Below are 14,302 nucleotides of genomic sequence, written 5' to 3'. Positions count from 1 at the left end.
GCAAAACCGGGCGACGCAGTAGGACCCCCCTGGGGGAGGTCGATCTGCGCGCCCGTCGCGCCTCGGCGCGTGGCAGGTCGTGATGTCCGCCCTCAGGCGGTCTTTCGGTAGTGGTCGAACGTTTGGCGTACTCCTTCTGCCAGGGGGATGTTCCGCCAGTCGCCGATCAGGTCGACCAGCGGGCGGTTGTCGAGCTCGGGCGGCGAGGGCCGCGCCGTGTCGGACGGGGTGATGCGGGCGTCGGGCGCGCAGGCGCGGATCGCGGCGATGACGTCGTCGGTGCCGGCGATGTCGGTGGTCAGGTCGCTGACGACAGGCTCGGCGGGGATCACGCGCAGGCAGCGTTCCATGATGTCGGTCACCTCGTCGACATGCTGGAAGCACATGCGGCTGGTGAAGGGCATGGCGTAGGGCTGCCCTTTTGCGGCGGCCTTGATGGCGAGGGTGATGGCCGCCGTCTCGCCGCTTTCGCGGCCGGGGCCGTAGACCACGTTGGGGCGCAGGCCGACGGAGGGCAGGCCGTGGTCGAGGAACCAGACCTTGGCGGCGTCCTCGCAGGCGCGTTTCCAGACGCCGTAGAGGTTGACGGGGGCGTCAAAGGGCGGGCGGGGGCGTGCGGCGATGGAGCTGGTGTAGAGGAAGCGGCGGATGCCGAGGCTGCGGGCGAGCTCGAGCATGTTGAGGTGGCCGATGACGTTGACCTCGGCGCCGAGCAAGGGATTGCTGCGGCAGTCGGGGATCACCAGGGCGGCGAGGTGGACGATGGCGCGGATGTCGTGGGTGCGGGCGAGGTGCAGCAGGGCCGCGCCGTCGCGGATGTCGGCGCCGAGATGGGTGGCGCGCGGGTCGCCGCGTTCGGCGGGCTGGAGGTCGAGGGTGACGACGGTTTCGCCCGCGTCGAGCAGCCGGGAGGTGAGTGCGCGGCCGAGGAAGCCGCCGCCCCCGGTGATCAGGACCGGGCCGAGGGGATCGTTACTCACGAGCACATCCCCTGCCCGCCGTTCACGTCGAGCATCTGGCCGGTGATGAAACCCGCCTCGTCGGCGGCGAAGAAGGCCACGGCGCTGGCCACGTCCTCGACCCGGCCGTTGCGGCGCAAGGGGATCTGGGCGATGGCGGCGTCGCGTTCGGCTTGGGTCATGCGCTCGGAGAGCAGCCGCTCGACCCGGGGGGTCAGGATGGCGCCGGGGCAGACCGCGTTGCAGGTGATGCCGGAGGGGCCGAATTCCTGTGCCAGTTGCAGGGTCATCGACTGGACCGCGCCCTTGGCGGCCACGTAATTGGCGCCGGTGAAGAGGCTGCCGTAGCGGCCGGCCTTCGAGCCGAGGTTGACGATGCGGCCGAAGCCCTTTTCCAGCATGTGCGGCAGGATCGCCCGGGTCAGCCGCACGGTGGCGGCGACGTTGAGGTCCATCACCAGTTTCCAGTGATCGTCGGTTTCCTCGAGGAAGGGGCGCGGGGTGTGCAGCGAGCCGCCGGCGTTGTTGACCAGCGTGTCGAAGCGCAGCCCGTCGGCCTCGAGGCGGGCGACGGTGTCGGTGATGGCGGCGGGGTCCATCAGGTCCACCTTCTCGAAGCGGATGTCGGCGGCCTCGGGGCGGGCGCGGGCGGCGGTCATCGCCTCGTCGCTGCGGTCGAGGGCGACGACGGTGCCGCCCTCGGCCGCGAGCCGTTCGGCGATGGCGAGGCCAAGCCCGTCGGCAGCGGCGGAGACGAGGATGGTGCGGTTCTCGAAACGTCTCATCGGCGGGGCCTTTCGCTCAGAGCTCGGCATAGTCGGAACAGTCGCGGTGGCTGGCCGCCGGGTCGACCTTGGCGTCGATCACCACCGGCCCGCCCATGGCGTGCGCCTCGCGCAACGCGTCGCCCATCTGGTCGCCCTCGGTCACGGTCAGGCCCTTGCCGCCCAGCCCCTCGGCCACCTTGGCGAAGTCGTGGTCGAGGAAGTCGACCGCGATCTTCTGGTTGCCGAGATTGTCGCGCACCATGCCGAGGCCGGCGTTGTTGGCCACCACGTAGACAACGTCGAGCCCCTGTTCGGCGGCGGTGGCGATGGCATCCATGGTCATCATGAAGCCGCCATCGCCGATCACGCCGGTGACGCGCTTTTCGGGCGCGGTGATCTTGGCGCCGGTGGCCGCCGGGGTGGACCAGCCCATGCCGCCGATCCCGCCCGGCGCGACAAGCTGGTTGGGATGGCGCAGGGGCAGCCGGCAGGTGGCCCAGATGCGGTTGGTGCCGGCATCCATGGTGATCAGGTCATCAGGCCCAAGGAAGCCCTGCAGCCCGCGCATGATGTCGGCGTAATGCACGGTGCCGGGGCGGGACTGGTAGCTGGGCAGGACGCCGTAGTCGTTTTCCTGCTTGATCTTCGCGATGGCCGCCTTGCGCCGTTCGACCAGGGCCGCGTCGTGGGGGGCGGTGTCGGACAGGAGCGCGGCGACCTCGGCCACGTCGGCGGTGACCGCCATGTCGACGGGCACGACCCAGCCGGCGTTGAGCGGGTCCTGGTCGACCTGGATGATGGTCTGGTCGCCGGGGCGGATCATCTTCTCGTCGCGGAAGCGGGTGTATTCCGGCCCGAGCGAGCAGCCCATGACCAGCACGAGATCGGCGGCCTGTACCGCGCGGTTGGCGGCGGCGGAGCCCCAGGTGCCCATCATGCCGACGGCGATGTCGCAGCCCTCGTCGATGGTGCCCTTGCCGTGGTAGCTGGAGGCGATGGCGATGCCATTGCGTTCGGCCAGCGCCTGGAGCGCCGGGCCGCAGCGGCTGCCGTAGACGCCGTTGCCGACGATCATGACGGGCTGTTTCGCTTGGGCCAGCAGGGCGGCAATGCGATCGACGGCGTCGGTATCCACGCGCGGGGCGGTGTATTTCAGGTGCCCGTCGACTGGGTAGAGCCGGGCGCGGGCGGTTTCCGGCAGTTCCTGCTTGATGACGTTGGTGCGCATCACCACCGCCGCCGGCCCCTGCCGCGGGGTCGAGGCGTGCTTGACCGCCAGTTGCGCGCCGTAGACCGCCTCGGTCGGCGTGGTGGCGTAGGTGGCGTATTTGGTCATGGTCTTGAGCACGGCGAAAGCGTCGGCCGCGCCGTAATCGCCCGTCATGGTCTGGTAGACGCCGTGCTGGGCGAAGCCGTCATAGCAGGAGGTGTCGGTCAGCACGACCATGGGCGAGGAGGAGAAGTAGCCTTCGAGGATGCCGAAGGCGCCGGTGGAGGTGGAGAACGGCCCCTGCGCCATCAGCAGGCCCGGCTTGCCCGTCATCTTGCCCGCGACCTGGGCCATCACGCTGGCGCTTTGCTCGCTGCGGGCCAGCACGACCTCGAACTCGTCCTTGCGGTCGTGGAACGCGGGCAGCGACCACGTGATCCCGAGGCCCGGCAGGGTGAAGCCACGGGTGATGCCTGCTTCGAGGAACGTGTTGATGACACCTTCGTTGGTGAGCATGTTGTCTTGTCTCCTTGTCCGGCGCCGGGGGCGCCGGTTTCCTTTGGTTACTTGAGGGATGGCAGGAGCAGGCTGATCTGCGGGAAGAAGAGCAGGATCAGCAGCCCCAGGATGATGGTCGCGATGAAGGGCAGGACGCGGCGCGAGACCTCCTCGATCGTCAGGTTCGAGATGCCGCAGGCGACGAAGAGGTTGACCCCGAGCGGCGGCGTCAGGAAGCCGATCTCGGAGGTGACGACGAGCAGGATGCCGAAATGGATCGGGTCGATGCCCAGCTTGAGGATCAGCGGCAGCAGGATCGGGGTGAGGATGATCACCGTCGAGAGGGTTTCCATGAAGGTGCCCAGCACGATCAGGATCAGCGCGATCAGCAGCAGCATGAGCGTGGGGTCGGTCGTGATGTTCAGGAGGGCGGCCGCGATCTTCTGCGGGATCATGTTGAGGGCGAGGAATTCGCCGAAGAAGATCGCCGTGCCCATGATCAGGACGAGCCCGCCGCAGACGGTGCTGGCCTCGCCCAGGGCTTCCCAGGTGGCGCGCAGGCCGATGCTGCGCTTGACCAGGAGGCCCACGAGCAGGGCATAGCCGACGGCGACGACCGAGGCCTCGACCGGGGTGAAGACGCCGCCGTAGATGCCGCCCAGCACGATGAATGGCGTGGCGAGGGAGAACTTGCCGCGCCACAGGGCCAGGGCGAAGGCGCGGCGGTCGAATCGGGCCTGGCCCCCGCGATAGCCGTGGCGGCGGGAGAGGAACCACGTGGTCGTGACCAGCAGGGCGCCCATCAGCATGCCCGGCAGCAGCCCCGCCAGGAACAGGTCGCCGATCGAGACCGAGGCGAGGACGCCGTAGACGATCATCGGGTTCGACGGCGGCAGCAGGATGCCCAATGTTCCGCCCGAGGAGGCCACGGCGGCGGAGAAATCGGCCGGGTAGCCGTCTTCCTTCATGGCCGGGATCAGCAGGGTGCCGATGGCCGCCACCGTGCCGGGGCCGGAGCCGGAGATGGCGGCGAAGAACATGCAGGACAGGATCGTGACGATGGCGAGGCCGCCATAGGCCTGCCCGACCACGGCGCGCATCACCTCGATGATGTCGCGGGTGATGCCGGCGCGGGCCATGATGGCGCCGGCGAGCACGAAGTTGGGGATCGCCAGCAGCGGGAACTTGTCGACCCCGTCGAAGAGGCTGTGGGCCAGCGATTCCAGCGGGATCGGGGAGCTCAGCAGCTCGATCAGGGAGGGCACGCCGAGGGTGGCGAAGATCGGCACGCCGAGGACGAGGCAGAGCAGGAAGACGGCGACGAAGATCATGCGCCCTGCCCTTCGGTACGGGCGGCGTGGGCCGCGGCCTCGGAGGCGATGACGGGGATGCCGTGGCGCCAGTAGCCCCACTGCCGCTGGAGGATGCGCAGGATCATCAGCGCATGGGCCAGCGGGACGACGCTGTAGAGCCAGGCGAGCGGCAGGAAGAGCGCGGTGGAATAGACCGGGTAGGCCAGTGTGCGCTGGATCAGCATCACGCCCGCGGCGACGACGAAGAGGTTGAACGCGATCCAGATGGCGTCGGCCAGCAGGAGGGCGATGTTGCGCCCGCCGGGGATCAGGTTGACGAAGAGGGTAACGCGGATATGGGTGCCGCGCTGTGCCGCGAGGCTGGCGGAGATGTAGACGAACCAGACGAAGGCGAAGCGCGAGATTTCCTCGCTCCAGGTCAGGCCGATCTGGAAGACGTAGCGGAAGATCACCTGCAGGGCGAGCACCACCACCAGCAGGGCCAGAGACAGATTGGAAAAGACCAGTTCGAACCTGTCGAGCGCCTTGATCAGTCCGGTCTGCATGTCATTCCTCGCGGGGGGTGTGGGGTCGTCCGGGGTGCCGGGATCGGGGTGTCGGGCGCGCCGCCGTGGGGCCACGGGGCGCGCGCCTTTTGTGCGACCGGGGCCTAGAAGCTGCCGGTTTCCTTGTAGGTCAGCGTCATGTCGACCCATTCCTTGCCGCCGCCGACAAGGTCGTAGAGCTGGGGCCAGGCGCCGCGGGCGCGGTCGGCCCAGACCTCGGGATCCTCCAGTTCGCAGAAGGTGACGCCGTGGTCGTTGGTCAGGGTCTCGCGGACCTTGGCCTGGTTCTGCTTCACGTGTTCGGCATGGAGCACGTCGGTCTCGTCGGCGGATGTCAGGATGATCTCCTGGTCCTCGGGCGAGAGCGCCTGGAAGGCCGGTTCGTTGACGATCACCACCGCCGCGAGCGGCAGGTAGGTGGCCTCGGTGATGTACTTGATGTGCTCGTGGAAGCCCATGTTCAGGACCACGTCGGTGGGGCTGTCGAAGCTGTCGACGACGCCGGTGGCGACCGCGCCGAAGGTTTCGCCCCACGCGATGGGATAGGTCGAGACGCCCCAGCTTTCCCACATCGCCGTCATCACCGGGTTCTTGGGCGCGCGGATCTTGAGGCCCTGAAGGTCGTCGATGCTGTCGATGCACTGGTCCTTGGCGAAGAGGCTGCGGAAGGCGTTGGTGAAGCCGCCGACGATGCGCAGGGTACCGCTTTCGGCCTTCACGCGCTCGTTGAGCTCGTCGCGGAAGGCGCCGGCGCGCAGGAGGCCGCCCTCGCCCGTCAGGTCCTCGGGGCCGGAGCTAAGATAGGGCAGCACCAGCACGTTGAGCGAGGGGGCGAGCTGGGCCACGTTGTTGGAGGTGATCCCGCCCATCTGCACGGTGCCGAGCTGCACCTTCTGGGCGATGGCCTGTTCGGTGCCCATGACGCCGCCGTCAAGCACCTCGATCTTGATCTCGCCGCCGGAATTCTCGGCCACGCGATCGGCGAAGGTATGGGCGTAGACGCCGTAGGTGTGTTCGGCCGGGCAGCAATGCGCGAAGGTCAGGGTGACCCGCGGCTCGGCCTTGGCCGGGGCCGATGCACCGAGCCCCGCGAAGGCCACCGCGATGGCGGGGGCCAGGCATTGAAACAGTTTCTTCATTCTTCTTCCTCCCTTGATCGTCTTGCGACGTGCCGGGATTGCCCCGGCGTTTATCCGGGTTATCATCCCGGTGTTGCGAAGCGGGGCTCCTCCAGCCCCCGTGCGCCGAGCCCTTCGATGGCGAAGAGCGCGCCGGCCAGCGGTTGTTGCGCCAGTTCGTCTTCCTCGAGCGTGAAGGTGGCCGAGGTCACGTAGAGAATGTCGAGATCCGGGCCGCCGAAGCTGCACATGGTGGGGCAGCTGACCGGCAGGTCGATCTTCTGCATCAGCGTGCCGTCGGGGTCGAAGCGGGCCACGGCGCCGCCGCTGAAGAGCGCGGCCCAGTAGCAGCCATCGGCATCCACCGTCGCGCCATCGACGCGACCCTCGTAGGCCGTGGTGTCGAGGAAGGCCCTGCGGTTCGAGAGCTGGCCGGTCGCCCTGTCCAGATCGTACTGGTAGGAGCGGTCGACGCGGCTGTCGGAGAAGTACATCCGCGCCCCGTCGGGCGAGAAGGCGATGCCGTTGGAGACGGTGAAGCCGTCGTCGATGCGGGCCCATGTTCCATTCGGGTCGAGCCGGAACAGGGCGGCGTTGGTGGCCGTGAAATCAATGTTCATCGTGCCGCACCAGAAGCGCCCCTGCCGGTCGACCTTGCCGTCGTTGAGCCGGGTGCCGGAATTGTCGGGGTCGGGGTCGCCGATCCATTCCACCTCGGCCCCGCCCTGCCCCGGCGTGACCAGCGCGAATCCGCGGGCGAAGCCGACGACGAGGCGGCCATCCTCGCACAACCCGATGGAGCCGATCACATCGGGCAGGTTCCAGGAGCGCGGATCGCCGCCGTCGGCATTGGCCGACCAGAGCGTCTGCCCCAGGCAGTCGATCCAGAAGAGGCGATTGCGGCGCGTGTCCCAGAGCGGGGATTCCCCCAGCCGGGCCGGGCCCTGCCACAGGCAATGCACGGCACGGTCGCGCGATGTCGGGCGTGATCGGGCATCGCCGGCGGCCTGCCGTTCCAAGGCCATGCTGTTCTCCTCCCACGGATTGCATGTCTGCTTTGGAAAAGGCTAGCCGAACGTTTCGCGCCAGCATAATGTATTTAATGAGAAAGCTAGATACAAAAAATGAAGATATCGCTGCGTCAGCTCAACTATGTCATCGCCGCCTCCCGCCACGGCTCGATCAGCGGGGCGGCGGCGGAGCTGAGCATCTCCACCTCGTCGATCCTGTCGGCGATCGACGCGTTCGAGCAGGAGTTCAACATCCAGCTTTTCGTGCGCCGCCGGTCGAAGGGGCTGACGACGACCGAGGCGGGCCAGCGGGCGGTGTCGAAGACGATCCAGCTGCTGGACGAGGCGGCGGCCTATGCCGAGGATTTGCGCGGCACCGGGCCGGACCTGCGGGGCGAGCTGCGGGTGGGGGCGTTCACCTCGATCTCGCCCAGCATCGCGCCGCTGGTGATCCGCGACCTGCGGGTGAGCTATCCGGAGTTGACCGTGCATCTCAACGAGGGCGACATGATGTCGATCCAGCACAGCCTGCGGAACGGGTCGGTCGACGCGCTGATCACCTATGACGCGGGGCTGTGGCCGGAATTCAGTTACGAGACGCTGGCCAATGCGCCGCCGCACGCCGTGCTTGCGAAGAACGATCCGCTGGCCGGCAAGGAGGTGGTATCGCTGCACGACCTGAGAGAGCGGTCGCTGCTGCTGCTGAACCTACCGCAATCGCGGAACTACGTGCGGTCGCTGTTCGAGCAGGCGGGCGTGGTCTCGGGACCGATCCAGAAGCTGGAATCCTTCGAGATGGTGCGCAGCGCCGCCGCGGCGGGGCTGGGCGTGGCGATCCTGAATATCCGGCCGCCCTATGACACGACCTATAGCGGGCTGAGCGTGACCTGCCGGCCGCTGGAGGAGACCGGCAACAGCCCGAACATCGTGCTGGCGACGCGGGCGGGCAACCGGATCAGCCGGCGGACCAAGGCGTTCGCCGACCAGTGCAAGCGGTTCTTCGACACGGCCGAGGCGCAGAACCTGTTCGTCAGGAAGCCTTGAGTGGCGCGGGAAAGGGTACGGCCACCCCCGCGCCGGTGGGAGGAGGGGTGGCCGATCTTCGTGAGTGGTGGTGGGGGTTATTCGAACATGCCTTTCGGCGTCTCGCCTTGCAGGAAGGGCTCGATCAGGGCGTGGAGGAGGTCTGCCTGGCCGATCACGGCGGTATGCGAGGTGGCGGGCAGGATGGCGAGGCGGGACTCGGGAAGCGGTTTGCCCAAGTCGCCCATGACGCCGCCCCCGAGCAGGCGGAACATCGCGACGCTGTGTTCCAGCGTGGCGGTATCGGCGTCGCCCGCGATGAGCAGGACGGGCGCCTCGATGGCGGCGACCTCGTCTTCCCATGCCATCGGCTCGTATTCCAGCGCGATGAGCTTTTCCACGACCGCGCGATAGCCCTCGGGATCGGGGGCGAGCTTGCGCCACTCGTCCTCGAACGGGGTGCCGACGAACAGCTCGGGGACGAGATTCGGCAGGAAGGCGATGAAGTCGGGCTGCATGCCCTTCATGTCGTAGGCGACCGAGGCCGCGGCGAGGCGGCCCACCTTTTCGGGATGCCGGATCGCCAGTTGCAGCCCGGCGACGCCGCCCATGGAGTAACCGAACACGTCGGCCGTCTGGAGCCCGGCGGCGTCCATGAACGCCGCCACGTCGTCGGCAAGGTTCTGGTAGGTGATCGGCCGGTCGATGTCGGTGGTGCGGCCGTGGCCCTGGAATTCCAGCGCGTAGACCCGGTGGGTTTCGGCGAGGCGGGGGATGATCCCGCCCATGGTGGGGATGTTCATGTAGGCGCCGTGCAGCACGATCAGCGGATCGCCCTCGCCCGAGACCTCGTAATACATCGTCATGCCGTTGACCTCGACGCGTTGGCCTTGCGGCTCTGACCAGGCGAGGACGGGGGTTGCGGCGAGGAGAACCGCGCCGAGCAGGATGTGACGGAACATTGGGAACCTCTTGAAGGCAGGGGCGTGGCGCGGTGGCCGGCCCCGGGGTTTCACTTGGCTTCGACGTGGCGCCGGAAGCTGTCGAGGATGGATTGCCAGCCTTCGCGCTGTTCTTCGATGGTCGACTCGGTCTCGGCGTCGAAGGTGACGCGCAGCCGGGTGGCGGCGCCGTCGGGGAGGAACTCGACCCGGCCGGAGCGGTCGCCGAACGTGTACTCGATCAGCTCGTTCGTCCTGATCTTCGTGTAGGTGCCGGCGAAGTCGAACCCCATGCTGCCGTCCCGCGCCTCCATGCGCGAGGTGAATGCGCCGCCTTCGCGGAGGTCGACGGTCGCGGCCGGGCAGTGCCAGTCGTCGGAGGCGGCGTTCCATTGCGTGATGTCGCCGGGCGACGTGTAGGCGCGCCACGCGGTTTCGACGGGCGCGTCGACCTTGCTTTCGACGGTGATTTTCCGGGCTGCCATGGCTGGCTTTCCTTTCGTGGTGGGTTGGGTGGTCGGGATGTCAGTGCCATCGGTAGGGTCCGGCCTGACGCGGATCAATTACGCAGCAGGTAATGGCGAGACGGCGCCGGGGGCCGCTACAGCCATTCGGTGACGAAATGCGGGCTGGCGTGGATGTCGATCATGTCGACCCGCGCGCTCTTGCTGCGGAAGCTGTGGGGGACGCCGGGGGGTGCGACGAGCACCTGCCCGGCGCGGGCCTCGACAGACTCGGACCCGATGACGAAGCTCACCTCCCCTTCGCGGAGAATGAACGTCTCGGCATAGGGGTGGCGGTGCAGGTCGGGGCCCTGGCCGGGCGCGTCGAGGAAGTTGAAGATGAGCGACACGTCGGAGCCGATCGCGTGGCCCTCGATCTCTTTGCTGCAGGGGTGGGTCGCGTGGGGGTGATGGTGTATCGGCATTTCCGCATCCTCCGGTTTCGGAGTTCGGTGTATCATCAGATTTGAAATTCGTGTAGATACATGAATGTAATGCTGCATTTCGAGAACCACAGACTGCAATGGGACGATCTGCGCCTGATCCTCTACGTGGCGCGGGCCGGATCCTTTGCCGGGGCGGCGGGGATGCTGGGTGTCAGCACCCCGACCGTGTTCCGCAAGGCCAAGTCACTGGAAGCGCGCCTGGGCACGCTGGTTTTCCGGCGTGACAATACCGGCGTGACCCTCACCGCCGCCGGACGGGAGGCCGCCGCCCTTGCGGAGCGCTTTGCCGGGGAGGTCGCGACGCTCGAGGCCCGGATCGGCGATGCCGATACCGACGCCACCGGCACGATCCGTTTCGCCACGGTCGACACGCTGGTGGCGGGCCCGCTGATGCCGGTGCTGACGGCGTTTCGCGGCGCGTTCCCGCGGATCACGCTGGATATCCGGTCGGGCGTCGGCATGGCGAGTTTTCGCCAGCGCGAGGTCGATGCCGCCCTCAGGGCCGGGGGCGAGCCCGATGACGACCTGGTCGGGCGGCGCCTGTGCCGGATCGCCGTGTGCATCTATGGTGCAAGGGCGTCGGCGCCCGGCGAACCCGTCGATCTCGCCCGTCACGGCTGGGTCGTGCCGGACGGGGAGCTTTCGCACCTGGCCTCTCATGCCTGGCTGACGCGGGAGGGCCACATGGCGCGGGCGGTGATGCAGGCCAACAGCCTGTTCACGCTCGCGGCGGCCGTGGCCAGCGGCGCGGGCCTTGGCATCCTGCCCTGCTACCTGGCCGATCCCGACAAGCGGATGCGGCGCGTCGGACCGCCGATCGAGGCGCTGGCCAGCGACCTTTGGTTCCTGACCCATGCCGAGCTTCGCCACACGGCGAGGATGCGGGCGCTGTCGGATCACCTCAACGCGGAATTCAGGGCGCTGCAGCCGCTGTTCGAAGGGCGCGAGGGCGGCTGAGCCCCCCTGCCCGGCCGGAGAAACCGCCCACCCTTTGACGGAACCGCAAGAACCGGGTCGGCAAGCCGCGCCGACGGGACTAGGCCAGAGCATCCCCTTTCGGAGTTTTGTCATGTCCATCCTGTCTCGACTTTCCGGTGCGGCCTTCGGCATGCACTTTGCCGATCAGACCGCGCTGGTGGCGGTGCCGCTGGTGGCCCTCTTGTCCTTCGGCGCGTCGCCCGAGGTGATCGGGCTTCTGGTTGCCTGTCAGTCGACCGCGCACCTGCTCGGCTCGTTGCCCTTCGGGATCATGGTGGACCAGTTCCAGCTCAGGCGGCTTGCGCTGGCCGCCGCGCTGATATCCCTGTCGGGCTTTGGCATGGCGCTGGCCGGGGTTCTGGCCGGGGCGGTCGTGGTCTTCGGCCTTGCCATCACCTTCGCGGGATTCGGGGTGGTGCTGTTCAGCCTGACCGCCCTGTCGATCGTGCCGCGCGCCGTCGAGCCGGCGATGTTTGCCCGGGCGAATGCCGCGCTGGACGTGCCGCGCGCCATCTGTACCTTTGCCGTGCCGCTGGTGATCGGCTGGATCATCGCGGACATCCCGGCCTGGATCGTCTTTGCGCTGGCGATCGCGGGGGCGGTGACGGCCCTTGGCCTTGCGCTGACGCTGCCGGAGTTCGAGGTCAGGCCGAAACCGGCGGTTCCCGTGCTGGTGCGGATCAGGGAGGGCGGGCGGTACGTGACCGGCCATCACCTGTTACGGCCGATCGCGCTTTGCGCCGTGTGCTGGAACCTGGCATTCGCGGCGCTTCTGGTGGTGCTTCTTCCGGTGATCCAGGGGTATTGGCGGTACCCGCCGGGCGCCTTCGGCGTGGCCCTGTCCGCCTTCGGGATCGGCGCCATTGCCGGGGCATGGGTGTCGGGACGGATGGGCGGGCGTATCGCCCCGTCGGTCATCCTGCTTTTCGGGCCGGGCAGTTCTGCCCTTGCGGCGCTTGGCCTGCTGGGTATCGGGACGGGGTCGCCCGAGGCGTGGCTTTACCTGTGTTTCTTCGTCCTGGGGTTCGGGCCGTCGATGTGGCTGGTGGCGCAGAATTCCGTGCGCCAGCTGGTGTCGCCGCCGGAGATGCTGGGCCGGGTCAACGCGGTGATCCAGACGGCAATCTATGGCGTGCGGCCGCTGGGCGCGATGATCGGCGGGGTGGTGGCGGGACAGGCCGGCCCGCAGGGCGGGCTGGTGCTGGTGGCCGGGGCGTTCGTGATGTCCTTCGCGGTGGCGGGGTTCAGCGACCTGCGGAACGTCGCGAGTTTCCAAAGCCTGGCGCGGCCCGGGGACCGTACGGCGGTGCGGTAGGGGCCGGGACGGAAAGGGCCGGTACAGTAAGGGCCGGGGCGAGGGCAAAATGATTACCAGGCAGGTAATTGCTCGGACGGGATGAGGCTGGTTGATTGCGCTCGCAACCGTATTGCTCATCCGTTTGGAAAGGCCCCCCATGACGTATCCCGGCAATCGGCCCCTGTGGCCGGCCCGACATCTATTGCGACTTGCCCTCGCGGCCGTTCTGGCCGCCGGACTGGCCAGTTTGACCCATGCAGAAGGAGACCCCGACATGAAGGTCCGCGACCTCTATCCACTGATCACCACCCCGCACCTCGAGGCGACACGCGATTTCTATGTCACCCGGTTCGGCTTTGACGTGGCGTTCGAGGCGAGCTGGTTCGTCTACCTGGTCGGGCCCGCCGAGGCGGATGGCCGGGGCGCCACGCTGGCGTTCATGCATCCCGATCACCCGTCGACCCCGCCCGGCCCCGAAAGCTTTGACGGCAAGGGGATGATCCTGACCGTCGAGGTGTCCGACGCGGCGGCGGTCTACGAGCGGTTCAAGGCCGGTGGCGCGCCCATCGTTCACCCGCTGACGGACGAGGCGTGGGGACAGCGGCGCTTCATGACCCGTGACCCGGCCGGTGTCCTGGTCGACGTGGTGGAGCAGATCGAGCCAAAGGCGGGGTTCTGGGACCAGTACATGCAGGAGTAGGCCGGGCTGCGGGCCGGCCCCCTGGTGTCAGGCCACGTCCTGATCCGGCGGCCCGGCCCGCGCGACATGACGTTCGAGCACCCGGCGGGTCGTATCGTCCGCCGGGTACCACAGCCCGGTGCGGATCGTCGTCGGGGCCACGTCCTGCGGCAGTTTGAACACCGTCTGGACGGTGAAGAAATTCAGCCGGCCGTGGGCCGTGTCGAAATGCAGGTCGAGCCCCGGCTCGGGGTCGATGGCGGCGGGGTTGTACAGCGCCTCGCCGAACTTTGCCTGCAGCACGTGTTCCAGCCCGTCGATACGAGATTTCAGGCAGGGGCGGGTCAGTTGTTCGATCCGGAGCTGGTTGAGGTGGCGCCGGCCGATGGTCAGCGGCTCCGGCATCCGCGACAGCAGGCCGCCGGGATGCGCGATGCCGGCGATCATGTCCCAGCCGCCCTGATCCCTGCCCCGCGCCGCGAGGAATTCCGGCATGATCTGCGTGAACAGCCATGTCGCCCCGGCATTGAGCCGCATCATCCGCCAGTCGGCATTGAAGATCATCCCCGGCATCGGGTCATGGACGTCGAGCACGCGGTGATGCACCGGGCTGACATCCTCGAGCCGGGCGGGGCCCGAGGGGCCGTGATCGGGCAGCAGCGAGAAGCCCGCGCTGAGCAGGGCCGCGTTGCCGACGGAGCGCGGCGCCTGCACCTCGCGCATCCAGCTGACGATCAGATCCCGCCCCGGCCGCGAGCGTCCGCTTTCCACGAAGCTGACATGCCGTTGCGAGACGCCCAGGCTGAGCGAGAGGGCAAGCTGTGAAACCTGCGCCTTTTCCCGCGCGGTCCGGAGGATGGTGCCGACATGCATGACCGGTTCGTTCTCAGGCAGGACGGGCCGCGAGCGTGTGCGGCGCCGATGGAAGTATGGCCGCGAGGGCCCGGTTGTCCAAGGTCCGAGGCCGCCGGGCGGGCGTGATGACCGGGCCCCTCGGCGGGAAGGCGCGTATCGG

At 68.2% G+C, this 14,302-nt stretch carries 15 protein-coding genes; 4 read left to right on the top strand and 11 right to left on the bottom strand.

Annotated features, from left to right (window positions below; genetic code table 11):
* Window positions 1–92 precede the first annotated feature (92 nt).
* The 7 genes from ACO07J_RS04020 to ACO07J_RS03990 all read right to left on the bottom strand — a co-directional run bounded on the left by ACO07J_RS04020 (window position 93) and on the right by ACO07J_RS03990 (window position 7,435).
* Window positions 93–980, bottom strand: coding sequence for an NAD-dependent epimerase/dehydratase family protein (locus tag ACO07J_RS04020; RefSeq protein WP_422026555.1), 888 nt, complete (start codon window positions 978–980; stop codon window positions 93–95).
* Window positions 977–1,744 (bottom strand): SDR family NAD(P)-dependent oxidoreductase, encoded by a 768-nt coding sequence (locus tag ACO07J_RS04015; RefSeq protein WP_422026553.1) that lies wholly within the window; start codon window positions 1,742–1,744, stop codon window positions 977–979. The genes ACO07J_RS04020 and ACO07J_RS04015 overlap by 4 nt, the downstream gene beginning before the upstream one ends.
* A gap of 16 nt (window positions 1,745–1,760) precedes the next feature.
* A complete protein-coding gene (locus ACO07J_RS04010) occupies window positions 1,761–3,452 on the bottom strand; it encodes a thiamine pyrophosphate-binding protein (RefSeq protein WP_422026551.1) in 1,692 nt (563 codons plus the stop codon).
* A gap of 47 nt (window positions 3,453–3,499) precedes the next feature.
* Window positions 3,500–4,765 (bottom strand): TRAP transporter large permease, encoded by a 1,266-nt coding sequence (locus ACO07J_RS04005; protein WP_422026549.1) that lies wholly within the window; start codon window positions 4,763–4,765, stop codon window positions 3,500–3,502.
* Entirely contained in the window at window positions 4,762–5,292 is a 531-nt protein-coding gene (locus tag ACO07J_RS04000; protein ID WP_300895623.1) for a TRAP transporter small permease, read from the bottom strand. Before ACO07J_RS04000 ends, ACO07J_RS04005 begins: the two co-directional genes overlap by 4 nt.
* Window positions 5,293–5,396: 104 nt before the next feature.
* A complete protein-coding gene (locus ACO07J_RS03995; protein WP_422026547.1) occupies window positions 5,397–6,431 on the bottom strand; it encodes a TRAP transporter substrate-binding protein in 1,035 nt (344 codons plus the stop codon).
* A 62-nt stretch (window positions 6,432–6,493) separates the two neighbouring features.
* Window positions 6,494–7,435: an SMP-30/gluconolactonase/LRE family protein gene (locus ACO07J_RS03990; protein ID WP_422026545.1), complete on the bottom strand. Its 942-nt coding sequence runs from the start codon at window positions 7,433–7,435 to the stop codon at window positions 6,494–6,496.
* A gap of 99 nt (window positions 7,436–7,534) precedes the next feature.
* Here ACO07J_RS03990 and ACO07J_RS03985 point away from each other — a divergent pair, with 99 nt between their 5' ends.
* Complete coding sequence (locus ACO07J_RS03985; RefSeq protein ID WP_422026543.1) at window positions 7,535–8,464, top strand: LysR family transcriptional regulator; 930 nt, start codon at window positions 7,535–7,537, stop codon at window positions 8,462–8,464.
* Between the two features lie 77 nt (window positions 8,465–8,541).
* On the opposite strand, the gene ACO07J_RS03980 is transcribed toward ACO07J_RS03985, so the two are convergent.
* The 3 genes from ACO07J_RS03980 to ACO07J_RS03970 form a co-directional block, all read right to left on the bottom strand.
* Window positions 8,542–9,405, bottom strand: coding sequence for an alpha/beta fold hydrolase (locus ACO07J_RS03980; RefSeq protein WP_422026541.1), 864 nt, complete (start codon window positions 9,403–9,405; stop codon window positions 8,542–8,544).
* A 50-nt stretch (window positions 9,406–9,455) separates the two neighbouring features.
* Complete coding sequence (locus ACO07J_RS03975; protein ID WP_422026539.1) at window positions 9,456–9,869, bottom strand: SRPBCC family protein; 414 nt, start codon at window positions 9,867–9,869, stop codon at window positions 9,456–9,458.
* A gap of 116 nt (window positions 9,870–9,985) precedes the next feature.
* Window positions 9,986–10,312 (bottom strand): cupin domain-containing protein, encoded by a 327-nt coding sequence (locus ACO07J_RS03970; RefSeq protein ID WP_422026537.1) that lies wholly within the window; start codon window positions 10,310–10,312, stop codon window positions 9,986–9,988.
* Window positions 10,313–10,372: 60 nt separating this feature from the next.
* Here ACO07J_RS03970 and ACO07J_RS03965 point away from each other — a divergent pair, with 60 nt between their 5' ends.
* The 3 genes from ACO07J_RS03965 (at window position 10,373) to ACO07J_RS03955 (ending at window position 13,308) form a co-directional block, all read left to right on the top strand.
* A complete protein-coding gene (locus ACO07J_RS03965; protein WP_422026535.1) occupies window positions 10,373–11,290 on the top strand; it encodes a LysR family transcriptional regulator in 918 nt (305 codons plus the stop codon).
* Between the two features lie 112 nt (window positions 11,291–11,402).
* Entirely contained in the window at window positions 11,403–12,626 is a 1,224-nt protein-coding gene (locus tag ACO07J_RS03960; protein WP_422026533.1) for an MFS transporter, read from the top strand.
* 256 nt (window positions 12,627–12,882) lie between these two features.
* The gene (locus ACO07J_RS03955; RefSeq protein ID WP_422026531.1) at window positions 12,883–13,308 is read left to right on the top strand and encodes a VOC family protein; all 426 of its coding nucleotides are present in this window, start codon (window positions 12,883–12,885) and stop codon (window positions 13,306–13,308) included.
* Between the two features lie 27 nt (window positions 13,309–13,335).
* On the opposite strand, the gene ACO07J_RS03950 is transcribed toward ACO07J_RS03955, so the two are convergent.
* Window positions 13,336–14,160 carry a helix-turn-helix domain-containing protein gene (locus tag ACO07J_RS03950; protein WP_422026529.1) on the bottom strand — a complete coding sequence of 275 codons (825 nt, stop codon included), beginning with the start codon at window positions 14,158–14,160 and terminating at the stop codon, window positions 13,336–13,338.
* Window positions 14,161–14,302: the final 142 nt, after the last annotated feature.

The organism is Roseovarius sp., assembly GCF_965228755.1.
Lineage (GTDB): Bacteria > Pseudomonadota > Alphaproteobacteria > Rhodobacterales > Rhodobacteraceae > Roseovarius.
The sequence above is the reverse complement of the archived record's forward strand: the minus strand, read 5'-3'. Positions and strand labels throughout refer to the sequence as shown.